Source organism: Pedobacter sp. GW821-FHT01D05, from assembly GCF_059422505.1.
On the sequence record NZ_JBWKXA010000001.1, the window covers coordinates 1,213,758 to 1,234,362 of the forward strand.

18 protein-coding genes are annotated in these 20,605 nt (G+C 37.8%); 7 read left to right on the plus strand and 11 right to left on the minus strand.

Features of this window, described 5'->3' with window-relative positions; genetic code table 11:
- Positions 1-3: 3 nt before the first annotated feature.
- Both AC07VK_RS04950 and AC07VK_RS04955 read right to left on the minus strand, forming a co-directional pair.
- A complete protein-coding gene (locus AC07VK_RS04950; RefSeq protein WP_492953543.1) occupies positions 4-714 on the minus strand; it encodes a DUF3307 domain-containing protein in 711 nt (236 codons plus the stop codon).
- Entirely contained in the window at positions 714-1,325 is a 612-nt protein-coding gene (locus AC07VK_RS04955) for a SatD family protein (RefSeq protein ID WP_492958762.1), read from the minus strand. Before AC07VK_RS04955 ends, AC07VK_RS04950 begins: the two co-directional genes overlap by 1 nt.
- A gap of 155 nt (positions 1,326-1,480) precedes the next feature.
- Here AC07VK_RS04955 and AC07VK_RS04960 point away from each other — a divergent pair, with 155 nt between their 5' ends.
- The 4 genes from AC07VK_RS04960 (at position 1,481) to pdeM (ending at position 7,564) form a co-directional block, all read left to right on the plus strand.
- The gene (locus AC07VK_RS04960; RefSeq protein ID WP_492958764.1) at positions 1,481-2,509 is read left to right on the plus strand and encodes a ligase-associated DNA damage response exonuclease; all 1,029 of its coding nucleotides are present in this window, start codon (positions 1,481-1,483) and stop codon (positions 2,507-2,509) included.
- Positions 2,510-2,511: 2 nt separating this feature from the next.
- Positions 2,512-4,101 carry an ATP-dependent DNA ligase gene (locus tag AC07VK_RS04965; protein ID WP_492958766.1) on the plus strand — a complete coding sequence of 530 codons (1,590 nt, stop codon included), beginning with the start codon at positions 2,512-2,514 and terminating at the stop codon, positions 4,099-4,101.
- A 274-nt stretch (positions 4,102-4,375) separates the two neighbouring features.
- Positions 4,376-6,853, plus strand: a complete 2,478-nt coding sequence (locus tag AC07VK_RS04970; RefSeq protein WP_492958768.1) for a ligase-associated DNA damage response DEXH box helicase — start codon at positions 4,376-4,378, stop codon at positions 6,851-6,853.
- Between the two features lie 72 nt (positions 6,854-6,925).
- On the plus strand, positions 6,926-7,564 hold the full coding sequence (gene pdeM, locus AC07VK_RS04975) for a ligase-associated DNA damage response endonuclease PdeM (RefSeq protein ID WP_492958770.1): 639 nt from the start codon (positions 6,926-6,928) through the stop codon (positions 7,562-7,564).
- Here pdeM and trxA read toward each other — a convergent pair.
- The 5 genes from trxA to AC07VK_RS05000 all read right to left on the minus strand — a co-directional run bounded on the left by trxA (position 7,561) and on the right by AC07VK_RS05000 (position 13,967).
- Positions 7,561-7,857: a thioredoxin gene (trxA, locus tag AC07VK_RS04980; protein ID WP_057934223.1), complete on the minus strand. Its 297-nt coding sequence runs from the start codon at positions 7,855-7,857 to the stop codon at positions 7,561-7,563. The genes pdeM and trxA overlap by 4 nt on opposite strands.
- Before the next feature lie 206 nt (positions 7,858-8,063).
- Complete coding sequence (locus AC07VK_RS04985; RefSeq protein WP_492958772.1) at positions 8,064-8,678, minus strand: hypothetical protein; 615 nt, start codon at positions 8,676-8,678, stop codon at positions 8,064-8,066.
- Positions 8,679-8,742: 64 nt separating this feature from the next.
- Positions 8,743-10,092 carry a dihydrolipoamide acetyltransferase family protein gene (locus tag AC07VK_RS04990; RefSeq protein WP_492958774.1) on the minus strand — a complete coding sequence of 450 codons (1,350 nt, stop codon included), beginning with the start codon at positions 10,090-10,092 and terminating at the stop codon, positions 8,743-8,745.
- Between the two features lie 56 nt (positions 10,093-10,148).
- Positions 10,149-11,393, minus strand: a complete 1,245-nt coding sequence (locus AC07VK_RS04995; RefSeq protein WP_492958776.1) for a competence/damage-inducible protein A — start codon at positions 11,391-11,393, stop codon at positions 10,149-10,151.
- 3 nt (positions 11,394-11,396) lie between these two features.
- A complete protein-coding gene (locus tag AC07VK_RS05000) occupies positions 11,397-13,967 on the minus strand; it encodes a putative LPS assembly protein LptD (protein ID WP_492953552.1) in 2,571 nt (856 codons plus the stop codon).
- Between the two features lie 164 nt (positions 13,968-14,131).
- Here AC07VK_RS05000 and AC07VK_RS05005 point away from each other — a divergent pair, with 164 nt between their 5' ends.
- The 3 genes from AC07VK_RS05005 (at position 14,132) to AC07VK_RS05015 (ending at position 16,907) form a co-directional block, all read left to right on the plus strand.
- Positions 14,132-14,995 (plus strand): N-acetylmuramoyl-L-alanine amidase family protein, encoded by an 864-nt coding sequence (locus AC07VK_RS05005; protein ID WP_492953553.1) that lies wholly within the window; start codon positions 14,132-14,134, stop codon positions 14,993-14,995.
- Between the two features lie 12 nt (positions 14,996-15,007).
- On the plus strand, positions 15,008-15,784 hold the full coding sequence (locus tag AC07VK_RS05010) for an N-acetylmuramoyl-L-alanine amidase family protein (protein WP_492958780.1): 777 nt from the start codon (positions 15,008-15,010) through the stop codon (positions 15,782-15,784).
- A gap of 169 nt (positions 15,785-15,953) precedes the next feature.
- On the plus strand, positions 15,954-16,907 hold the full coding sequence (locus AC07VK_RS05015; RefSeq protein WP_492958782.1) for an MlaD family protein: 954 nt from the start codon (positions 15,954-15,956) through the stop codon (positions 16,905-16,907).
- 193 nt (positions 16,908-17,100) lie between these two features.
- Here the strand turns inward: AC07VK_RS05015 and AC07VK_RS05020 are convergent, their stop codons facing one another.
- From AC07VK_RS05020 to AC07VK_RS05035, 4 genes are all read right to left on the minus strand, one after another.
- A complete protein-coding gene (locus AC07VK_RS05020; RefSeq protein ID WP_492953637.1) occupies positions 17,101-18,006 on the minus strand; it encodes a ribonuclease Z in 906 nt (301 codons plus the stop codon).
- A gap of 69 nt (positions 18,007-18,075) precedes the next feature.
- The gene (locus tag AC07VK_RS05025) at positions 18,076-18,453 is read right to left on the minus strand and encodes an STAS domain-containing protein (RefSeq protein ID WP_426329623.1); all 378 of its coding nucleotides are present in this window, start codon (positions 18,451-18,453) and stop codon (positions 18,076-18,078) included.
- Positions 18,454-18,496: 43 nt separating this feature from the next.
- Complete coding sequence (locus AC07VK_RS05030) at positions 18,497-19,441, minus strand: phosphoribosylaminoimidazolesuccinocarboxamide synthase (RefSeq protein WP_492958784.1); 945 nt, start codon at positions 19,439-19,441, stop codon at positions 18,497-18,499.
- Between the two features lie 134 nt (positions 19,442-19,575).
- Complete coding sequence (locus AC07VK_RS05035; protein ID WP_057934214.1) at positions 19,576-20,535, minus strand: PhoH family protein; 960 nt, start codon at positions 20,533-20,535, stop codon at positions 19,576-19,578.
- Between the last annotated feature and the right edge of the window lie 70 nt (positions 20,536-20,605).

Here is a 20,605-nt window from a genome sequence, read left to right on the forward strand (position 1 = left end):
TTTTTATGCAATAAACATTTGAATAAGCATTGCCGTAACAATGGCTATTCCAAAGCTTAATAGAGTTCCGATCAGTACGTATTCAGTTAATTTAAGGTCGTGTGCTTCTTTTAAATCGCCAAACCGAAATATGGATTTGGCTGCGAGTAAAAAGCCAACAGCTTCGAAATGATTGGTTAAGATAAATAAGAAAATCAGCACTCTTTCCAGTATCCCGATATACTTACCTGCGTTTTGTAGCGACTGTGGGCTGTCTGGTTGGTTGTCAGGAAGCCATTTGGCAATAATTACCCGCATCACAATAGATGTAGGCATCGTTAGAAATAAAGCTCCTGCAATTAAAACCCAGGTTTTGGTTTCATTAAAAAAACTGATGTTTAAACTTCCCTTATAAAAAAAGTGCCACACCACTACTATCGAAGTGAAATGTAAAACCTGGTCAACAAAAAACAGTATCCGTGCATTTTTTTTGTTCTGAAAGATTGATTTTAAAGCGTCAATCACAAAGTGAAGCACTCCTATTGATAGGGCTATCCTCCAAACGCCAAAGTTTAAGAAAATAATAAATATTAAAGCTATGTGGATGGCCACATGCAAATAGAGCTTTATAGATCTTAATTTTTTCCTTTCTTTATCTTTTACCCAGGCATTTGGCTGTAAAAAGAAATCTCCAATTAAATGCACAAGGATAAGCTTGATTAAATAGATATCCATTATTTTAAAATCATTTGGTTCAATTTTTTACGGTAAAGCCTATCCATTTCCATAATTTCGGTATAATGTGCACGCTTTAAAGCTTCGCTTACAGATGATTGTGTTCGGCCCGAAATAGCCGCCAGTTCGCTTTGTAACAGGTTATTGTTCTCTAAGGCAAGTTTTACCATTTCGGCAGCTACAACTCCCCAGCTATCCATTGATATTAGCGAAAGCTTTATTAAGACGTTAATTTCCTCATCAAAATCAGCAGAATCAGTTTTAATGGCTAAATTAACCTTAGCCTGTTTTAAACTGTCAAATGCCGCTCCTGAATTTACAAAAGCATCTCCGTTGGATTCAGAAAGTTTTTTCCGTTTGTTTTTGATATCTCCAATTCCAATGCCCATCCTTACATCTGCAGGTTTATTTACCCTGATAGATGCTTTTAGATAAGCAGCAGCCCTGATGGCATTTTCTGGCTCAACTTCTACCTGGAAACTATCCCCCCGGTAAATCTCCCATTTGTTATTCTGATCGGAAATTATTTTTAAAGCGGTTTTTAAGCTTAATAACCAGCTATCTTTAATCTTCCTTGAGCCTACAATGTCACCTGTTATAATGCAAATCATACTACAATATCGAATTTATTATTCATATTTCAAAAATAATATCGGCTAATTAGCCGATATTTCTATTTATCGGCTATTTAGCCGATAATTTAAATTATCGGGTATTTAGCCGATATTGATCTAAAACTAATCAATAAATTTATTGTTTAGTAGCTATGGCATTAATAGAATTTACCAAAAGAGGAATTTACTGTAAGCAGGGCGATTTTTATATAGATCCCTGGTGGCCTGTAGATTATGCGGTTACAACGCACGGACATAGCGATCATGTGCGTTTTGGAAATAAATACTATCTCTGCCATACCTTAACCAAGCCCATCACCAAACGCAGGATCAGCGAAGATTTGAACGTAGAAACATTAGAATATGGAGAAAGCATTACACGTAATGGAGTGAATATTTCATTTTTTCCTGCCGGACATATTATCGGATCTGCGCAGGTGCGTTTAGCTTATAAAGGTGAAATTTGTGTAATCTCTGGTGATTATAAAATTGAAGATGATGGCATTACCACACCCTTCGAGCCTGTTAAGTGCCATTCTTTTGTTTCTGAGAGTACTTTTGGGTTACCTGTTTACAAATGGCAAAAGCAAGAAATTGTTTTTAACGGCATTAAGAGTTGGGTGAGCGATAATATTATACAGCAAAAAACAAGTGTATTAATTGCCTATAGTTTAGGCAAAGCACAACGTTTGATTAAAAATTTGGCTGGTGATATTCCTATTTACGTACATAACAGTATTGCTAATCTGAATGAAGTGATTATTGGTGCTGGTGTAAAGCTTCCAGAAACCATCAGAATTACGCCAGAAACTACTAAGGATGAATTACAGAAAGGTATTGTAATTGTGCCGCCTGCTATGAGGGACAGCCGGTGGATCAAAAATTTAGCCCATCCCGTAACAGGTATTTGTTCTGGTTGGATGCAGGTGCGGGCACACCGCCGTTGGCAAAGTGCCGATGCCGGCTTTGCGCTGAGTGATCATGCCGATTGGCCCGGCTTAATGGAAGCCATTACTGCAACCGGAGCAGAAAAAGTATATGTTACGCACGGTTTTACGGCTGCCTTTAGTCGGTTTTTAAATGATGCAGGCATAGAATCTGCTGAAGTATTAACCAAGTTTGGGCAAGAAGATGATGAAGAAAATAAAGTAGATCTAGTTGATCAAAACGATAATAAATAAGGATGAAACGTTTTGCCCAATTGATCCAACAGCTCGAACTGAGCAATAAAACCAACGATAAAATTGCGGCATTGGTTAATTATTTTAACCATGCTGATGATAAAGACAAGGTGTGGGTTATCGCACTGTTTACCGGTAAAAAACCTAAAAGACCAATTAAATCAGCCCTGCTTAAATATTGGGCCATAAACATTACCGAAACGCCAGAATGGTTATTTGGCGAAAGTTATGCCAATGTTGGCGATTTAAGCGAAACCATCGCCCTGTTATTGCCGCCTGCCGAAAACACCTCAGATTTTCAATTGCACAAATGGATTGAAGATTTGCATGATCTGGAAGGTAAAGATGATGAAACTAAAAAAGAATTTATTCTGAGCGCATGGAATAAACTGGAAACACAGGAACGTTTTATTTTTAACAAATTGATCTCTGGGAATTTCAGAATCGGTGTTTCGAATAAAATGCTGGTGAATGCGCTGGCTAAACAAAGCAGTTTAGATAGCGCCCAGATTATGCATAGCATTATGGGGAAATGGAATCCTTATGAAATTACTTTTCATGAACTGATAAATGGTATCCATGTGAATACCGATAATTCCTGGCCTTATCCCTTTTGCCTCGCTTATGCTTTAGAACAAGAACCCGAAAAACTGGGTGATATTTCTGAATGGCAGGCCGAATGGAAATGGGATGGTATTCGCGGGCAGATTGTAAAACGGAATGGAGAACTTTTTATCTGGAGCCGTGGCGAAGAACTCGTTACAGAACAGTTCCCCGAACTGCATTTTATGATCGATGTTTTGCCTGATGGTGTGGTTTTAGATGGCGAAATACTGGCGGTGCAGGATAAACAGGTATTATCATTTAGTACACTGCAACAACGTTTAAACCGCAAAACGATTAGTAAAAAACAATTGGATGATGCACCCATTGGCTTTTTTGTTTATGATATTTTAGAATATGAAGCCAAGGATTTTAGAGAAGAACCTTTAAGTATAAGACGAAAAATACTCGAGGGGTTGCTTGGTGGTTTAGCTGAAAGTGCAGTAATGATATCTCCTGTGATCAGTTGCAGCTCTTGGGAAGAATTGGCAGAGTTAAGGCAAACATCACGATCGATTAACAGCGAAGGAATTATGCTTAAAAAATTAACCTCTCTTTATCACAGTGGACGAAAACGGGGTGATTGGTGGAAATGGAAAATCAATCCCTATACGGTTGATGCGGTAATGATCTATGCGCAAAAAGGAAGTGGCAGAAGGGCTAATTTCTTCACCGATTATACCTTTGCTGTTCGTGATGGCGAAAACTTAGTCACGATTGCAAAAGCCTATTCAGGCTTAACGGATAAAGAAATTAAAGAAGTAAATACCTTTGTAACCCGTAATGCAATTGAGAAATTTGGACCGGTACGTACCGTAAAACCCGAACTGGTTTTCGAAATTGCATTTGAGGGAATTGCTGAAAGTAAACGGCATAAAGCAGGTTTAGCGTTGCGTTTTCCGCGTATATTGCGGTGGAGAAAAGATAAAAAGGCTGATGAAATTAATACGCTGGAAGATTTGAGGCAACTGCTGCAGTCTACTTTATAATGTGATTCCATGGTCTGTGTCATCACAGACCATCTTTATCATAATTAAAAACTTCAGTCTGTGAGGACACAGACCGAGGAAATAGATTTGGTTGGACAGCCCCACGATTTTAAACCCGACAGCAGCGGTACCCTTTTTTGTTACTGATAAATTAACATTTAACGGTAATTACAAAAAAGGTAAAGCGAATGGCGGGACTGCCGTAACCGAAGCATTACTGTTATTGCTTTTCAAAAAATAATTAGAAAACCATCAAAAGCAGCGATATTTAAGCATGGACCAAACCAAAACCAAAGGTTATAAAAAGATAAAAGCCTGGCTAAAGACCAATAAACGCAAGCCTTTTCAGTTTCAGGAAGATGCCTGGCAGTATTATTTGGATGGTTACAGCGGTTTGGTAAATGCACCAACAGGTTTCGGAAAAACATTTTCTCTATTTTTAGCGGTAGTGATTGAGGCCCTAAATGCAACTGAAGCCAATAATAAAAAAGCGAAAGACCGTTTACAGTTAATTTGGATTACCCCACTCCGCTCTTTGGCCAAAGATATTGCAAGGGCCATGCGCGAAACCTTATTGGAGCTGGAGTTGGATTGGCACGTTGGTGTGCGTAATGGCGATACCTCTCAGGCAGAGAAATTACAGCAGAAAAAATCGATGCCTGAAATTTTGTTGATTACGCCGGAAAGCCTGCACTTGTTACTGGCGCAAAAAGGCGCTTCAACTTTGTTCAAAAATCTTAAATGTATTGTTGCTGATGAATGGCATGAGCTTTTGGGTAGCAAACGAGGCGTGTTGGTGGAGTTGGCGGTATCGCGGATTAAGGGCTTACAAAAGTTAGAGAAAAACCAGTTTTTAAGAATTTGGGGGATTTCTGCCACTATTGGTAATATTGAAGAGGCGCTGGATGTACTCGAACCCAATATGGAGGCCAAACGGATTATTGTTAAGGCCGATTTGGAAAAGAAAATCTTAATCAAATCAATTTTACCCGATGATATCGAAACATTGCCCTGGGCTGGGCACTTGGGTTTAAAACTGGCCTATAAACTTTTACCGATTATTGAGAAAAGTAAAACCACATTAATTTTTATCAATACCCGCGGACAATCGGAAATGTGGTATCAGCATTTGTTGAATATCGAACCAGAACTTGCCGGAAGGGTTGCCATACACCATGGATCGATAGATTTTGAACTTCGTAACTGGATTGAAGATGCTTTACATACCGGACAGCTTAAAGCTGTTATTGCTACTTCATCGTTAGATTTGGGTGTAGATTTTAAACCTGTTGATACTGTTGTTCAGGTAGGCTCGCCAAAGGGTGTTGCCCGGTTTTTGCAAAGGGCAGGCCGCTCGGGCCACTCCCCTCACGAAACCTCTAAAATATATTTTTTACCTACCCACGCATTAGAACTGGTAGAAGCAGCAGCGATTAAAGAAGCTGCTAAAACCAATAATATAGAGAGCCGTGAGCCTTTTATTATGGTATTTGATACCTTGGTTCAATATTTGGTTACATTGGCCATAGGTGACGGATTTGATGATAAAATCATTTACGAAGAAATTAAGAACACCCATGCTTTTAAGCTTATCCTTCCCGAAGAATGGAACTGGGTAATGCAATTTATCACTTCTGGAGGAGATAGTTTAAGTGCCTACACTGAATTTAAGAAAGTGGTTAAGGACGAAGATGGGCTTTGGAAAGTAAAGAGCAGACAATTAGCTATGCGACACCGCTTGCATATTGGAACAATCGTCAGTGATGCGATGCTGAAAGTCAAATTTATTTCCGGAGGTTATATTGGTATGGTTGAAGAATATTTTGTTACCCGTTTAAAAGCTGGCGATAATTTCCGTCTGGCCGGCAGGGTTTTAGAATTTATTCAGGTAAAAGATATGACTGTGGTGGTGAGGGTTAGTAAACAGAAAAATGCGATCTCTCCAAGCTGGAATGGTGGCCGCTTACCTCTTTCTTCCAATTTAGGGTCAGTTTTACGGAAGAAATACAATGAAGCATTGGATAAAACACATCAGGATGAAGAATTAGATGCCGTGTATCCGCTGTTTCTATTACAGGAAAAACGTTCTCATGTACCCAAAAATGATGAATTACTGATCGAACTCATTAATAACAAAGAAGGTTTTCATCTCTTTGCCTATCCATTTGAAGGGCGTTTGGTACATGAGGTTTTGGCGGCCCTGGTTGCCTATCGTTTAAGTAAATTGTTGCCGATCAGTTTTTCTATTGCCATGAACGATTATGGCTTTGAACTTTTGAGTGAAACGGAAATTCCCATGGACGAATCGATTGCCTACGAGGTTTTTTCGCCAGTAAATTTGACCGAAGATATTACACTGAGCATCAATTCAACTGAAATGGCCAGACGAAAATTTAGAGATATTGCCTGCATTTCCGGACTCGTTTTTCAGGGTTATCCTGGTAAATATGTGGCCAATAAGCATCTCCAGTCATCTGCTGGTTTGTTTTTTAATGTTTTTAGCGATTATGATAAACATAATTTACTTTTGCGACAGGCATACGATGAAGTTTTTTACCAACAACTGGAAGAGCCAAGATTGGCGGCAGCGTTGGATCGAATCCAGCATGGGGCAATTGTAATCACCAATCCTAAAAGTTTTACACCACTGTCTTTCCCAATTAAGGTAGATAGCTTGCGTGAAAATATGAGTTCAGAAGAGTTAGAGCAACGGATTATACGGATGAAAGCGGAATCAGAGAAAATTAAATAAATGCATCTTCTTGGCTAAGTCGGAATTTAAAAAATCCTTCGACAGGCTCAGGAAGACAATAGAGCGAAATAAATGAACATAATAAGCCAGGGTGAAGAATTGATTTTAAATAAAGAAAGGGCTTTATTTTTACCTAAACATCAGCTTTTAGCCATAAGCGATCTGCACTTGGGTAAATCTGCGCACTTCCGTCAGGCCGGTTTGCAGGTACCTTCTACTATTGCCCAAACCGATCTTCAACGCTTGAGTTTATTGATTAACCAATACAATCCGAAAACATTGCTAATTAATGGAGATATGTTTCATCATGGTTTAAATACCGATATTGATGAATTTTCTGTATGGAGAAAACAATACCAGGAACTTAATTTTTTATTGGTAAAGGGAAATCACGATAGGCTTTCAGACGCCAATTATACTGCGATGAATATTGAAATACATGAACCTAGTTTTTGCCTGGGGCCATTTTGCTTTATTCATGATGCTCCAAATGGTATGAAAAAAGAATTATATCCCATTAGCGGCCATATCCATCCAGGTGTAACCATTGTAGGCAAAGCCAAACAAAGATTAAAATTTCCATGTTTTTATTTTGGTAAAGAATACGCCGTTTTGCCCGCTTTTAGTTTATTTACCGGACTTTATACGGTTTATCCTAAAGCAAACGAACGCATTTTTGCAGTAACGCCTAAAAGTGTGGTAGAAGTTTAGGCGTGGGCATCAATTACCTGTTTTAACTGTGATGCCTGTAAAACACCACTTTGTCTCCATACCTGTTTTCCGTTTTTAAAAAGAATTAAAGTTGGTACGCCTTGAATATTAAAGGAAGAAGCAGCTGGCTGATTCTTATCAATATCTACTTTAATGATAGAAACAGCATCGCCAACCTGAGATTTTAATTGTTCCAAAATGGGCTTCATCATTTTACAAGGACCACACCACTCGGCAAAAAAATCAACAAGAACAGGTTTGTCACCATTAATTAAATCTGAAAACTTAGCCATGATATTTGTATTTATTTAGAAACAACGATGAGCTGGATTAGTTTTTAACGAAAAATCGTCATTTCGAAAGAAATGCAACGTAGTTGAGAACCACGTAGTGCTCAGCGAAGCTAAATCTATAATAGATCTCTCCTCAGAAGGAGTTCCTTTGGAACATTCAGCTGTGCTTCAGTCGAGATGACAAATTTGATTAATTAATTATTCAATTAAGCACTTACCGGCAGTTCTGCGGCTAAGGCAGCAACCCAACCTTCAAACAAAGCTTTTTCGATTTTGATTACTTCAGCTGCATGATTTTCCCAGTCATCAGAAAAACTAACCAGTTGGTTCATCATTTCTTCTAAGTGGCCCTCTTCTTCTAATATAATCGATTTTACATTTACCTTGCTTTTTGCTTCGTCTAAAACCGTTTGATAAATTGGATACAATTCATCGGCACGCACTTCAATCGCATAAGTAACAAATAAATAGGCCGCGAATTTTAAATCGTAACCGGAAAGGTTAAATACCGCTTTTAAATACCGACAAACAGCAATATCTAAAGCATGTAAATAGTATTTTGTATGATTTGGAGATAATAACTCGGCATTGGTGTAAGTTTTACAAAGTGCCCCGTCAATCTTCGAAATCTGCTTTTTTAAATAATAAGCATGGCGGTGTTCTTCTGCAGCGTGTTTAAGAATAATGAGGTTAACATTTTCTTTATGCTCCGAAGCTGAAATCTTCTTTGCACCTGCATTTTCCATATAAGACAATGTATTTAACCATTTGGCATGCAATACATTATCTGAAACTATCGATTTTAAATTTGAAGCTAACATTTTTGATTGTTAAACTGGTAAATTGTTGGTATTAGCCAACGGTAAACTTTTAACTGTAAACTGGTTAAATCTCCCTGTTCAGATCCCAGCCTTCTAAATAATCTGCTACTCTACGTACAAACATTCCCCCTAAAGAACCATCTACAACCCTGTGGTCGTAAGATAAAGACAAGAACATCATATGCCTGATCGCAATTACATCACCATGTTCGGTTTCTAAAACAGCTGGTTTCTTTTTAATGGCGCCTACTGCTAAAATAGCTACCTGGGGCTGGTTGATAATCGGTGTGCCCATTACATTGCCGAAACTACCTACATTGGTTAACGTAAAAGTGCCACCTTGCGTTTCATCAGGCTTTAATTTAGAGTTTCTCGCTCTTGCAGCTAAATCATTAACTGCTTTGGTTAAGCCAACCAAATTTAACTGATCGGCATTTCTAATTACAGGAACGATTAGGTTTCCACTTGGTAAAGCAGCGGCCATACCAATATTGATATCACGCTTTTTGATAATCTGAGTACCGTTAACCGAAACATTGATCATCGGAAAATCTTTTATCGCTTTGGCAACTGCCTCTACAAATATTGGTGTAAAGGTTATTTTTTCGCTTTCACGCTTTTCGAAGCTATTTTTTACTTTATTGCGCCATAAAACCATATTGGTTACGTCGGCTTCAACAAACGAAGTTACATGCGGTGAAGTTGTTTTACTCATTACCATATGATCGGCAATCAGTTTACGCATTCTATCCATCTCAATAATTTCGTCGCCACCACTAACACTGGTTGTTGATGTTTTATTTACTACTGGTGCTGAACTTGTTTTATTTTCAGCAGGTTGGTTTGTTGGTGGAACAGGTGCTGTGATAGTAACGGTTTGAGTTAATATCGGTTCTCCACCATTTTTCTTAGCAATATAATCTAATAGATCATCTTTATTTAACCGTCCGTCAGTACCAGAGCCTTTAATGGTATCAAGCTCAGCTAACGAGATATTTTCTTGTGCGGCAATACTTTTAACCAGAGGAGAATAAAAGCGGTCAGACGTGCTGAAATCAGTTGCTACAGTTGTTTTTTCTGACGGCAGTTGTGCAATTCCAGGAATAGTTTCAATTTTTTCTTCAGCTATTGGCTTTTCTGCAACTGGGGCTTCTACCGTTGAGGTTTCTCCACCTTCAGTTTCAATAATGGCAATTACATCGCCCACCTGGGCAACTTCATCTGCAGCAAATAACTGTTTTACCAATTTACCGGCAACCGGAGAAGGAACTTCAGAGTCTACCTTATCAGTAGCGATCTCCAGAATGGTATCATCTAATTCAATAGAATCACCAGGTTGTTTTACCCATTTAATCACCGTTGCTTCCGCAACACTTTCACCCATTTTTGGTAACAATAGTTCGTATTGAGCCATATTAAATTACAGTATTTTATATTGGTAATGCTACAAAAATACAGTTTTTATTCTTTCTAAACTGTTTCTTTAAGGAGATTTAATAACATGGCGAGTGCCGATGCAGCAGATCGTTCGATGTTTTGAATACGTTTGTTGCTGAAATTAAACAACTTAGCTACAGTTTTGTGATTTGAAGAAATTGCAATCCATACCGTACCAACTGGTTTGTCTTCTGTTCCGCCATCAGGACCTGCAATGCCACTAACCGCAATAGCATAATCTGTTTTGAAATGTTTAATTGCACCTTCGGCCATTTCTGTAACAGTTTGTTCGCTCACGGCGCCAAAGGTATTTAAGGTACTTTCTTTTACACCAAGAATAGATTCTTTAAGCTCGTACGCATAGGCTACTGCCCCGCCCCAATAAACCGAAGAAGAACCCGGGTGCTGCGTAATCAGATGCGCTATGTACCCACCGGTACAGCTTTCTGCCGTAGATAGGGTTAAACCCTTGCTTTTCATGAGGTTCAGGATCGCTTTTTCTAAAGGAATATCTTCGTCGGTTACCACAAACTTATTTACTTTTGAAATGATCTGTTTGGCGTACACCTCAACCTCTTTGAGTAACACTGTTTCATTGTCGCCTTTGGCCGATAAGCGCAAACGTACTTGTCCTAATTTTGGCAGATAGGCCAATTTGATGTGCGCTGGCAAGCTATCTTCAATTTCCTCAATCTCTTTGGCCAGAAATGATTCGCCTATATTTGCTGTAAGAATAGTTTTATGTAAAATAAACGGTAGCTTAAATCTGCTCGTAATTCTGGGTAGAATTTCGTCATCCATCAGGTACATCATTTCGTAAGGTACACCTGGCATCGATACAAAAATGGTGTTGTTCTGTTCAAACCACATACAAGGCGCAGTGCCATTTTTGTTTACAATAACCTCACAACCATCAGGAACATCAGCCTGTTGAATATTGATATCCAATAAAGGACGCTTGTATTTTTCAAAAATCTGACGAACCATTTCCAATGCTCCGGGATCATTGCGAAAGCCCATATTGAAATACTTTGCCAAGGTTTTCTTGGTAATATCATCTTTGGTCGGTCCTAGTCCACCTGTAATTAAAACAATATCTGCACGTTTTTCGGCAAGTTCGAGGGCTTCAATAATATGTTGCTCATCATCAGAAACTGAAGTAATCTGCTTAACGGAAACACCAATTAAATTTAACTGTTTAGCCATCCAGGCAGAATTGGTATCAACGATTTGGCCAATGAGAATCTCATCACCAATGGTAATAATTTCGGCTAGCATAATTTATTGGTATGTGCTGTAAAAACCTTGTCTTTTGCTCAATTTCAAATCCTGTAATATCGATGCCTTAACTTTTATAGTAACAGAATAACTTTTGTATGCACCGTATGGAACCCAGTTTACACTCATATCCCAGCAATGTAAATCGCGGTAAATAGCTAAATTCATTGGGGTTAAGCCATTGTTCTTAAAATCGTAACCGGAGTTAAAAGTAACTTTCCACTTTGGTGTTAAGTTAACATCGCCATTAAAGTTTAGTGTATTCGAAATTGTATTGTTGTTTCCGTCATTCGAATATTGAAAACTGTAAGAGAAAGAGAAATTCCAGGGAATGTTAAAATCAACGAAAGCATTTGGATCACGACTTATTGCCGCCAATTGTTCAGATTGTATATCGGTCAATCCTTTTTTATTGGCGGCTTCACCTAATTTATCATTAGCCTCGTTTTTACGTTTTAATGCCTCTGGGTTTAAACTATAATCGAATGAGAACCCAAAGTTGGTTAAACGTGGCAGGAATTTGTTCTTTTGGAAAAATAAACGATCCTCTCTTATTTTAATGGTTTGACCGTTAACCGTTGTGTCTTTTAAAGCATACGGATCTAATGTTCCATTATAATTTATCCCTAATTTATCGGTAAACTGCGAGCGGCCACTAAAACCAATGGTTGATAATTTATAAGAAGGCGCTAGAAAGTTATATGAACCACTAAAACTCAAACCTTGAATAATTGGGATCTTTTTTGAGCCTGTTCCGGTCGTATCGTTTTTATTCCTCACCTTCAGTTCTACGGTATTATCCAGGCCGAAACCAATGGATGCATTAGGGCCGCCAAAAGAGCCTGGCTGTGCCATACCATCAAAAATGGAATATTTTAAAGGTTGTCCACTAGTATAAATTTGATTGCCATTTTGGTCTATTGCAGGTCTAAAAGGCCCCGCTCCTGCTTTCGTAAAATCCGGAGAATAAGAGAAGGAAACATTTGGAGTCATTACATGTCTTAGTGCCTGAATTTTGCCAGCCGGATTAAAATCTCTTCTGCCATAAATTTTAGTCGACATACTGGTTGATAGGCTGTAGCTGCCCGCTCTTTTAAAGCCACTGAGGGTATCTTCTCTAAAAGTATAGGTATTATCGGCAAACTGTGTATATCTTCTATTTACACTCTGAAAATTCCAAACCTCATTATAGGTACCGCCCAAACTAAAGTTTAAATATTTTAAGGCAGTAAAAGACATATTTATCGGAATACTATGCGAAAATCCACTTCTTAATCGCTTTAAACCATCATTTTGGAACAACAAACTATCAAAAGTATCAATTCTGTTGGTTCCCTGTAAGCTATAGCCAACCGTTATTTTTTCATACCATTTTTGCTCGCCAACTGCATCTTTAGGTCGAAACGGGTTAAATGTAGGTACGTTGAATGTCATTTCGGGCAACCTTAACGATATCGCTCTTGTACTTAAAGTCTGATCACTTGATGCAGCCAAAGAGAAATTCATCCCATTCGAATAAGCCTTAGCATAACTGATACTACTACTTGTTGAGTTGGTTGCAATGGTGTTAATGTCGTAAGTGGTACCTGCTGCAGTATTTTTATAATAACCTCTTCTTCCTGTAGATACCAATCGCACACTTGCACTAAATGTGGTACCCGGATTGGCATTGGCATTTTGGCTATGGCTCCAATTGATACTAAAGTTTTTAGTGGGGTTTCTAAATGCCTCGGTACCTTCTAAACCATCTTTAAAACTAGAATAAGCCAAGTTAATGTTACCGTTGTATTTATATCTTTTAGTGTAATTACTCAGCAAACTTGTTTCATAAGAGCCATTGGTATATATAGAGCCTAAAAGTTTAGCATCCCAGTAATCGTTTAATCCCAGGTAATAACCACCGTTTTGCAAGAAAAAACCTCTGGTTGCATCTTCACCTGGTGTGGGAAGGATTACACCTGATGTTCGTTTATTAGGTTTTGGAAAAAAAGCAAACGGTAGCCCCAGAAACGTGGGGATATCTTCGATAATCATGTAAACCGGTCCGGTGATAATCTGTTTCTCTGTTACCACCCCTTTAGAAATCATTAATCCAAAGTGTGGGTGCGGTAGATTACAGGTACTGTACATTACATTTTTAATGTGCAGCTCATCGTCTATTTGCTTTTTACTCTGCCCACCAGAGAAGAAACCTCCCTCTTGTTCAGAAAAAACACCATATACTTTGGCCCGTGTTGTTTCTGAATTGTAAAAAATAGAATCGGCTATGGCTGTTCCATCGGCACCCGATTTAAAGATTGGTTTTCCGGTATATCTACCAGTTTTCGGATCTTTAATACCACGTGCAAATATGGAATTTTGCTTTTTATCATATTTGATATAAGCCGCATCTAGCTCAAAATCACCGTATACAACCCTTGCGTTTCCGTATAAATACACAATGCTTTTATCGGCACTCATTTTTACGGAATCCTCCGCTTTATATTCTACTTTCTGGTCGATACTACTATTATTTTTACCTGTCTTTTTAGTCGTATCCTTTTTGGTTGTGTCTTGCCGGATGATTTGTTGCAATGAAAAATGAGAAAATGCGTTAGCTTTACCAACAACAAGTGTTAATAAAATGACAGATATTAGTAAAATAGAGCTCTTAAGAAGTTTCAAATTCGTATTTGAATGTTATTTTTGCACAAATGTTTAATCAAAAACGTTCAAAATTAGTGAAAAATATACCATTGATGTATCTTAAATCCATTTTAACAATTATTATTTACTTAGTGTTATCAAATTCGATTGATAATCAGGTGTTTGCGCAAGAATATAAAATTAAAACAATTGTGATCGATGCCGGTCACGGCGGTAAAGATGGTGCAACCCATGGGGTATACTCGAAGGAAAAAGATGTGGCACTTAAAACAGCATTGAACCTTGGCCGGGCGCTTCAAGATAGTTTGAAAGATATCAAAGTGATTTATACCCGGGAGTCGGATGTATTTATTCCTTTATACGAGCGTATCAATATTGCAAATAATGCAAAGGCCGATTTATTTATTTCTATCCACTTAAATGATATGCCGGTTCGGGTATCGAGAGTGGTAGATTATTACAAAAAAGTAAGAGGCAGAAAAGTACCTGTTTATAGAACGGTTACATCTAAAAGTACCTCAACGAGGGGAACAGAAACATTCGTGTCGGGAACTCGCCGCTTAGGTGAGCAGGATGAGGTGATCAAACGAGAAAATGCATCGATGTTTCTGGAAGAGAATTATCAGAAAAACTATGAGGGATTTATTGCGAATACCCCTGAGAGTGACATTATGTTATCGTTAATGAAACAAACCAATAGAGATAGGAGTTTAAAGTTTGCTTCAATGCTTCAACAAGAATATGTTAATGCAGGCCGGATCAACAGAGGCGTACAAGAAAAAAGCCTTGCGGTATTGGCCCGTGCAGCTATGCCTGCTGTGTTAACTGAAATTGGTTTTGTGAGTAATCCAGATGAAGAAGATTACATGAATTCTCCTGAAGGACAAAATGAAATTGTAAGTGGAATTATTAAAGCAATTAAAAATTATAAACGTATCGCTGAAACCTCATTTTAACATCCCTCCTGCATGAAGATTAAACTTCTGATTACAATACTTTTCTTTTCGTTACTAATTGCTGAAAAAGCACCTGCTCAAGGTTATAAGATCAAAACAATTGTTATTGATCCCGGCCATGGCGGCAGAAAACCTGGAGCCTCTGGTAGTTTTTCGAAAGAAAAAGATGTTTCTTTAAAGGTTGCATTAAAACTAGGCGCCTTATTAAGGGAGCAAATGCCGGATATTAAAATAATTTTTACGCGTAAAACGGATATAGATGTTGATTTATACAGGCGGGCGGAAATAGCGAATGAAGCTAATGCCGATCTTTTTATATCTGTACACTGCAATTCAATGCCTCCAGGCAACAAGCATATCAAAGGAGTAGAAACATTGGTTGCGGGGTCGCACCGGTTAAAAGAACAGGATGCGGCCATACGTGAGAATGCCGATATTAAATTGGAAAAGAACTATAAAAGTAAGTATGATGGGTATGATCCAAGTAACCCGAGTAGTTTTATCCTTTTATCGCTTTTAAAAAATGCCTTTCGGGACAAAAGTATTAATTTTGCCAAATTAATACAGAACAGTTATATCAAGCGGGATGAGCGATTAAGCCGAGGTGTTAAAGAGCAGGGCGTTTTAGTACTGCAGCGTTGTGGTATGCCCGCCGTTTTAACAGAAGTCGGTTTTATCTCGAATACAGAGGAAGAAAAATATATTAATTCCCAAAATGGACAAAACGAAATCGCCAATTCTATTTTGGAAGCAATAAAAACATATAAAAAAAATATTGAGGTTAAATAAGTGGCATTATAAATGATGTTTATTTTACCTTTGGAAAAAATATAAAACAAGGTACCAAACAAATAGTGCAGCCTTTGTGTATTTATAGGGTTTAGCACAAGAATTAATTACGCTCTAACAAGTGAAGAAAGAATACCTTCAGCGCTTGTAGCCATTAAATAAAACACTCATGAAGATTAAGAACGAAACCAAAGTAGGTATTTTAGCTGCATTTGCCATTGCTTTATTAATAATTGGATATAATTTTTTAAAAGGAAATTCAATTTTCTCAAATGAAACTACATTATATGCAAAATATACGAGGGTTGATGGTTTAAGTGTTTCAAAACCTATCCTAATTAATGGTTATCAGATTGGCCGGGTGGCCAAATTGGATTTACAGCCAGACGGTAGTATTATTGCCACCTTAAGTGTAAACAGCAAATATGAAATTCCAGAAAATAGTATTGCCCGTTTAGAAGGTACAGATCTTTTAGGTAGCAAGGCTATTGTAATGTCGTTAGGTAATTCGAAAAAGATGGCCGAAGATGGTTACACCTTAAACGCAAATGTAGAAAAAGGCTTAATGGAACAGGTACAGCCGGTTCAAAAGAAAGCAGAATTAATTATCGGCAAAATGGATTCTATTCTAAGTAGTGTAAACTCTATTCTGAACCCTAACTTTCAGAAAAATGTCGATAAAAGCTTTAACAGTATAGCGGGCACATTAGCTTCGTTAGAAACTACATCGAAAGAAGTTGATGGTTTAGTAGGTTCAGAAAGCGCACGTATTGCAGCAATTTTCAAAAACGTTGAAGGTATTACGGCCAACCTGAATAACAATAATCAAAAAATCAGCGATATCTTAACCAACATTAATACGGTTACCGATAAGTTTGCCGCTGCCAACTTTAAACAAACCTTAGATAATGCAAACAATGCTATCGCTGACTTACAAAGTGTAATTTCTGGAATTAAAGATGGAAAAGGCAGTTTAGGATTGCTGTTAAATGATGATAAAATGTATCAGAATTTAAATAATGCTTCAAAAAATCTTGATGAATTAATGATCGATTTGAAAGCTAATCCTAAACGTTATGTACACTTCTCGGTATTTGGAGGTGGCAACAAAAAAGACAAGTAATTAATTTTTATAAATTCGAAAGCCTTACAGTTTTAAATTGTAGGGCTTTTTTTGTTTTAGCGTTCGTCATGCTGAATTTATTTCAGCATCTTTCTAGATCCTGAAACAAGTTCAGGATGACGAATTGCATCCACCCAACGCTATGGTTCTTTGCGCATTCCTCTGTGTGCTCTGTGGTAAAAAGATAAAATCCCTAAAGGTGGAAAGTTCTCCCCTCTACAGCCAACTCGGTATTCTCGAAAACAGATTGTGCTTCTTCTAAAAGCATTTGTAAGGTTTTGTAACGCGAAGAAAAATGGCCGATAAGTAATTTCTTTACGCCATTAATTTTGGCTACCTCTGCTGCCTGTAAAGCGGTTGTGTGATGCGTTTCTTTAGCCCTATCCAATAAATCATGCATGAAGGTAGCTTCGTGGTATAAGGTATCACAATCTTTTATTGTCGCAAAGTAACTTTCATCAAATAAGGTGTCGGAGCAATAAGCGTAACATCTTGGTGCATCTGCCTCGATGGTATAATCTTCACTGCGTAAAATATCGCCATTTGGCAGTTCTACATCAAGTCCTTTTTTTAAAGCCGTATAATACGCCATTGGCACTTCATCAGTCTTTTCTTTTATTAGTTTACGTTGTCGTTTCTTCTGCTGAAAAATAAAGCCCGTTGTAGGGATACGGTGATTTAAAACAATAGTTTTAACTGTTAAATCACTATTCTCGAATATCTGTCTGGATTCATCGGCTTCAATCGGAAAAAACTCAATTGGATACCTTAATACGGTATCAGAATATTTAAACTGAATCTCTAAAATTTCTAATAAAGGTTTGGGGCCAAATATCTGCATGGGTTTTATCCTGCCGTTTAAATGCAAACTGGAAAGCAAGCCTATTAAACCGAAATAATGATCGCCATGTAAGTGGCTGATAAAAATATAATCGATGCGGGCGGCTTTAAGGTTGTACTTGGCCAATTGTTGTTGTGTGCCTTCACCGCAATCAATGAGGTAATATTTTTCATTACAATTTAAAAGCTGTGCCGATGGGTTCCTGTTAAATACAGGAGTTGCAGAACTGCTTCCTAAAATTGTAACTTCAAATTTCATCATGATAAGATATAAAAAGCCTCGTAGATTTTTAGAAACTACGAGGCCGGAATGTTATTTAAATATTTGTTATTTAGCGCCTCTAAACTCTTTTTCCAACTCATCCATAAAGATAAAATCAGTTGCTTCGTCTATTGTATTAACAAACGTTACAGATTGAAATATGTTTGATAATTCGATAATCGATGCCAACTCATCATTAATTCCGGTTACAATAAATAATCCACCTGCCGATTTGCAAAGCCTATCCCCAACCAATAAGCAGCTTAAATCCTGCGCATCGTTACACTCTGTAACATGACTTAAATCAACAATTATATTTTGAAATCCCTCTGCGTTGAGCAAATAGAACTCTGATTTTAATCCTGGAGCATTATCGTTTGTAAACTTAGGTTCTTCTAACTTTAAGGTTACATATTTATCGTGTTTATCTACTGAAAATTTCATCTCTCTAATCTTTATTTTACTAATGTATAAATTTCTTTCGAATTTAAAGTGTTTCTAAAGCCTTTAAAACATTGGTTTCAATGCGGCTAGAAATGGCATCAGCATCAGCTTTTATAAAGGTCTCTCCTACAATTTGTTCGTAAAGTTCGATGTAACGTTCTGAAATTGAATTTACAATTTCAGGTGTCATTTCTGGCACAACTTGTCCATCTTTTCCCTGAAAACCATTTTCGATTAACCATTTTCTTACAAATTCTTTCGAAAGTTGCTTTTGTGGCTCATTACTATTCTGGCGGTCCTGATATCCCTCTGCATAAAAATAGCGTGAAGAATCTGGTGTGTGTATTTCGTCGATCAAATAAATTACGCCATCAGCAGCGCCGAACTCGTATTTTGTATCCACTAAAATCAATCCGCTTTTAGCAGCAATCTCAGTTCCACGTTGATATAGTGCATAAGTGTATTCTTCTAACTTTTCGTAATCGGTTATAGAAACAATACCTTTTGCTAAAATATCTTCTTTTGAAATGTCTTCATCATGCCCCACCGAAGCTTTTGTGGTTGGGGTAATAATGGGCTGAGGTAGTTTATCGTTTTCTTTTAATCCATCAGGTAAAGAAACACCGCACACAGAACGTTTTCCTGCGCTGTATTCGCGCCATGCATGACCGGCCAAATAACCTCTAATTACCATTTCTACTTTAAATGGCTCACAAATACGACCTATTGTAACCATTGGATCTGGCACGGCTAAAACCCAGTTAGGAACGATATCCTGCGTAGCTGCTAAAAACTTAGCTGCAATTTGGTTTAATACCTGCCCTTTAAATGGAATAGCTTCAGGTAATACTACATCAAAAGCAGAAATACGGTCTGATACCACCATTACCATAAGTTGGTCAGCTATGGTGTATACATCGCGAACTTTACCTTTGTAAAAATTACTTTGATTTGGGAAATTGAAATGAGTTTCTTTTAGTGCTTTCATGAGGGGATAAAAATAGGAAAAAAGTCCGAAAGTCCGAAGACAGGAGTCGGATCATGAAGGGTAAAAAACAAAAGTCCGAAGTAGTTCTATTGTAAGACCTAAACTTCGGACTTTCCTGACTTCTGACCTACGACTTACTGAATATCGCCGTAAGCTTTCAGGATATCTTTCACTAGTTTATGTCTTACCACGTCTTCGCCACTTAGGTAAATAATATCAATACCTTTAATATCTTCTAAAATCCTTAAGCCGTTAAATAAACCCGACATCTGTTTTTTAGGCAGATCGATCTGTGTTACGTCGCCAGTAACAATAAATTTAGCGGTAGGCCCCATACGGGTTAAAAACATTTTTAACTGCATATCGGTCGCGTTTTGCGCCTCATCTAAAATCACGAAACAGTTATCTAAGGTACGTCCGCGCATAAATGCCAGTGGCGCAATTTCTATCGTACGGTTTTCGATGTAGAATTTCAATTTCTCTGCAGGAATCATATCATCCAATGCATCGTATAACGGACGTAAATATGGATCGATTTTTTCTTTTAAATCGCCAGGTAAGAAACCAAGATTCTCCCCTGCTTCAACCGCCGGACGGGTTAAAATAATCCGTTTAATTTCTTTATTCTTTAATGCCCTAACAGCCAAAGCTACGGCAGTATATGTTTTTCCTGTTCCGGCGGGGCCAATGGCAAATAGGATATCATTTTTAGCAATACTGCTTACCATTTTGCGCTGATTTGCAGTTCGTGCCTTAACCAAAAGGCCGTTTGTGCCAAAAACAATTACCTCTCCACCGCCTCCGGTAGGTTGTTCTACATCTTTTTTTACTACACCGGCTGCTTTTGCACCCAGTATAGATTCTACATCGTTATTGGTAAGTGAGCTATATTTCTCGAGGTGTGCTATAAGCTGGTTAAACTTATCCTCGAAAGTCTTAAGTTCCTGTTCATCACCGAGAACCTTAACATCACTACCTCTCGCTACCAGTTTCAATTTCGCGAAAGCACCTTTAATCATTTCGTAATTCTCGTTATTCGGCCCCCAAAAGTGAGCAGGATTTACGGTATCCAGAGTTAATTTTAATTCGTTCAAACTGTAGTATTTTAAAAAGTTATCGGGGTATATTAATTAAAATTTGAATATTTGCAGACGCTTAGGCCCG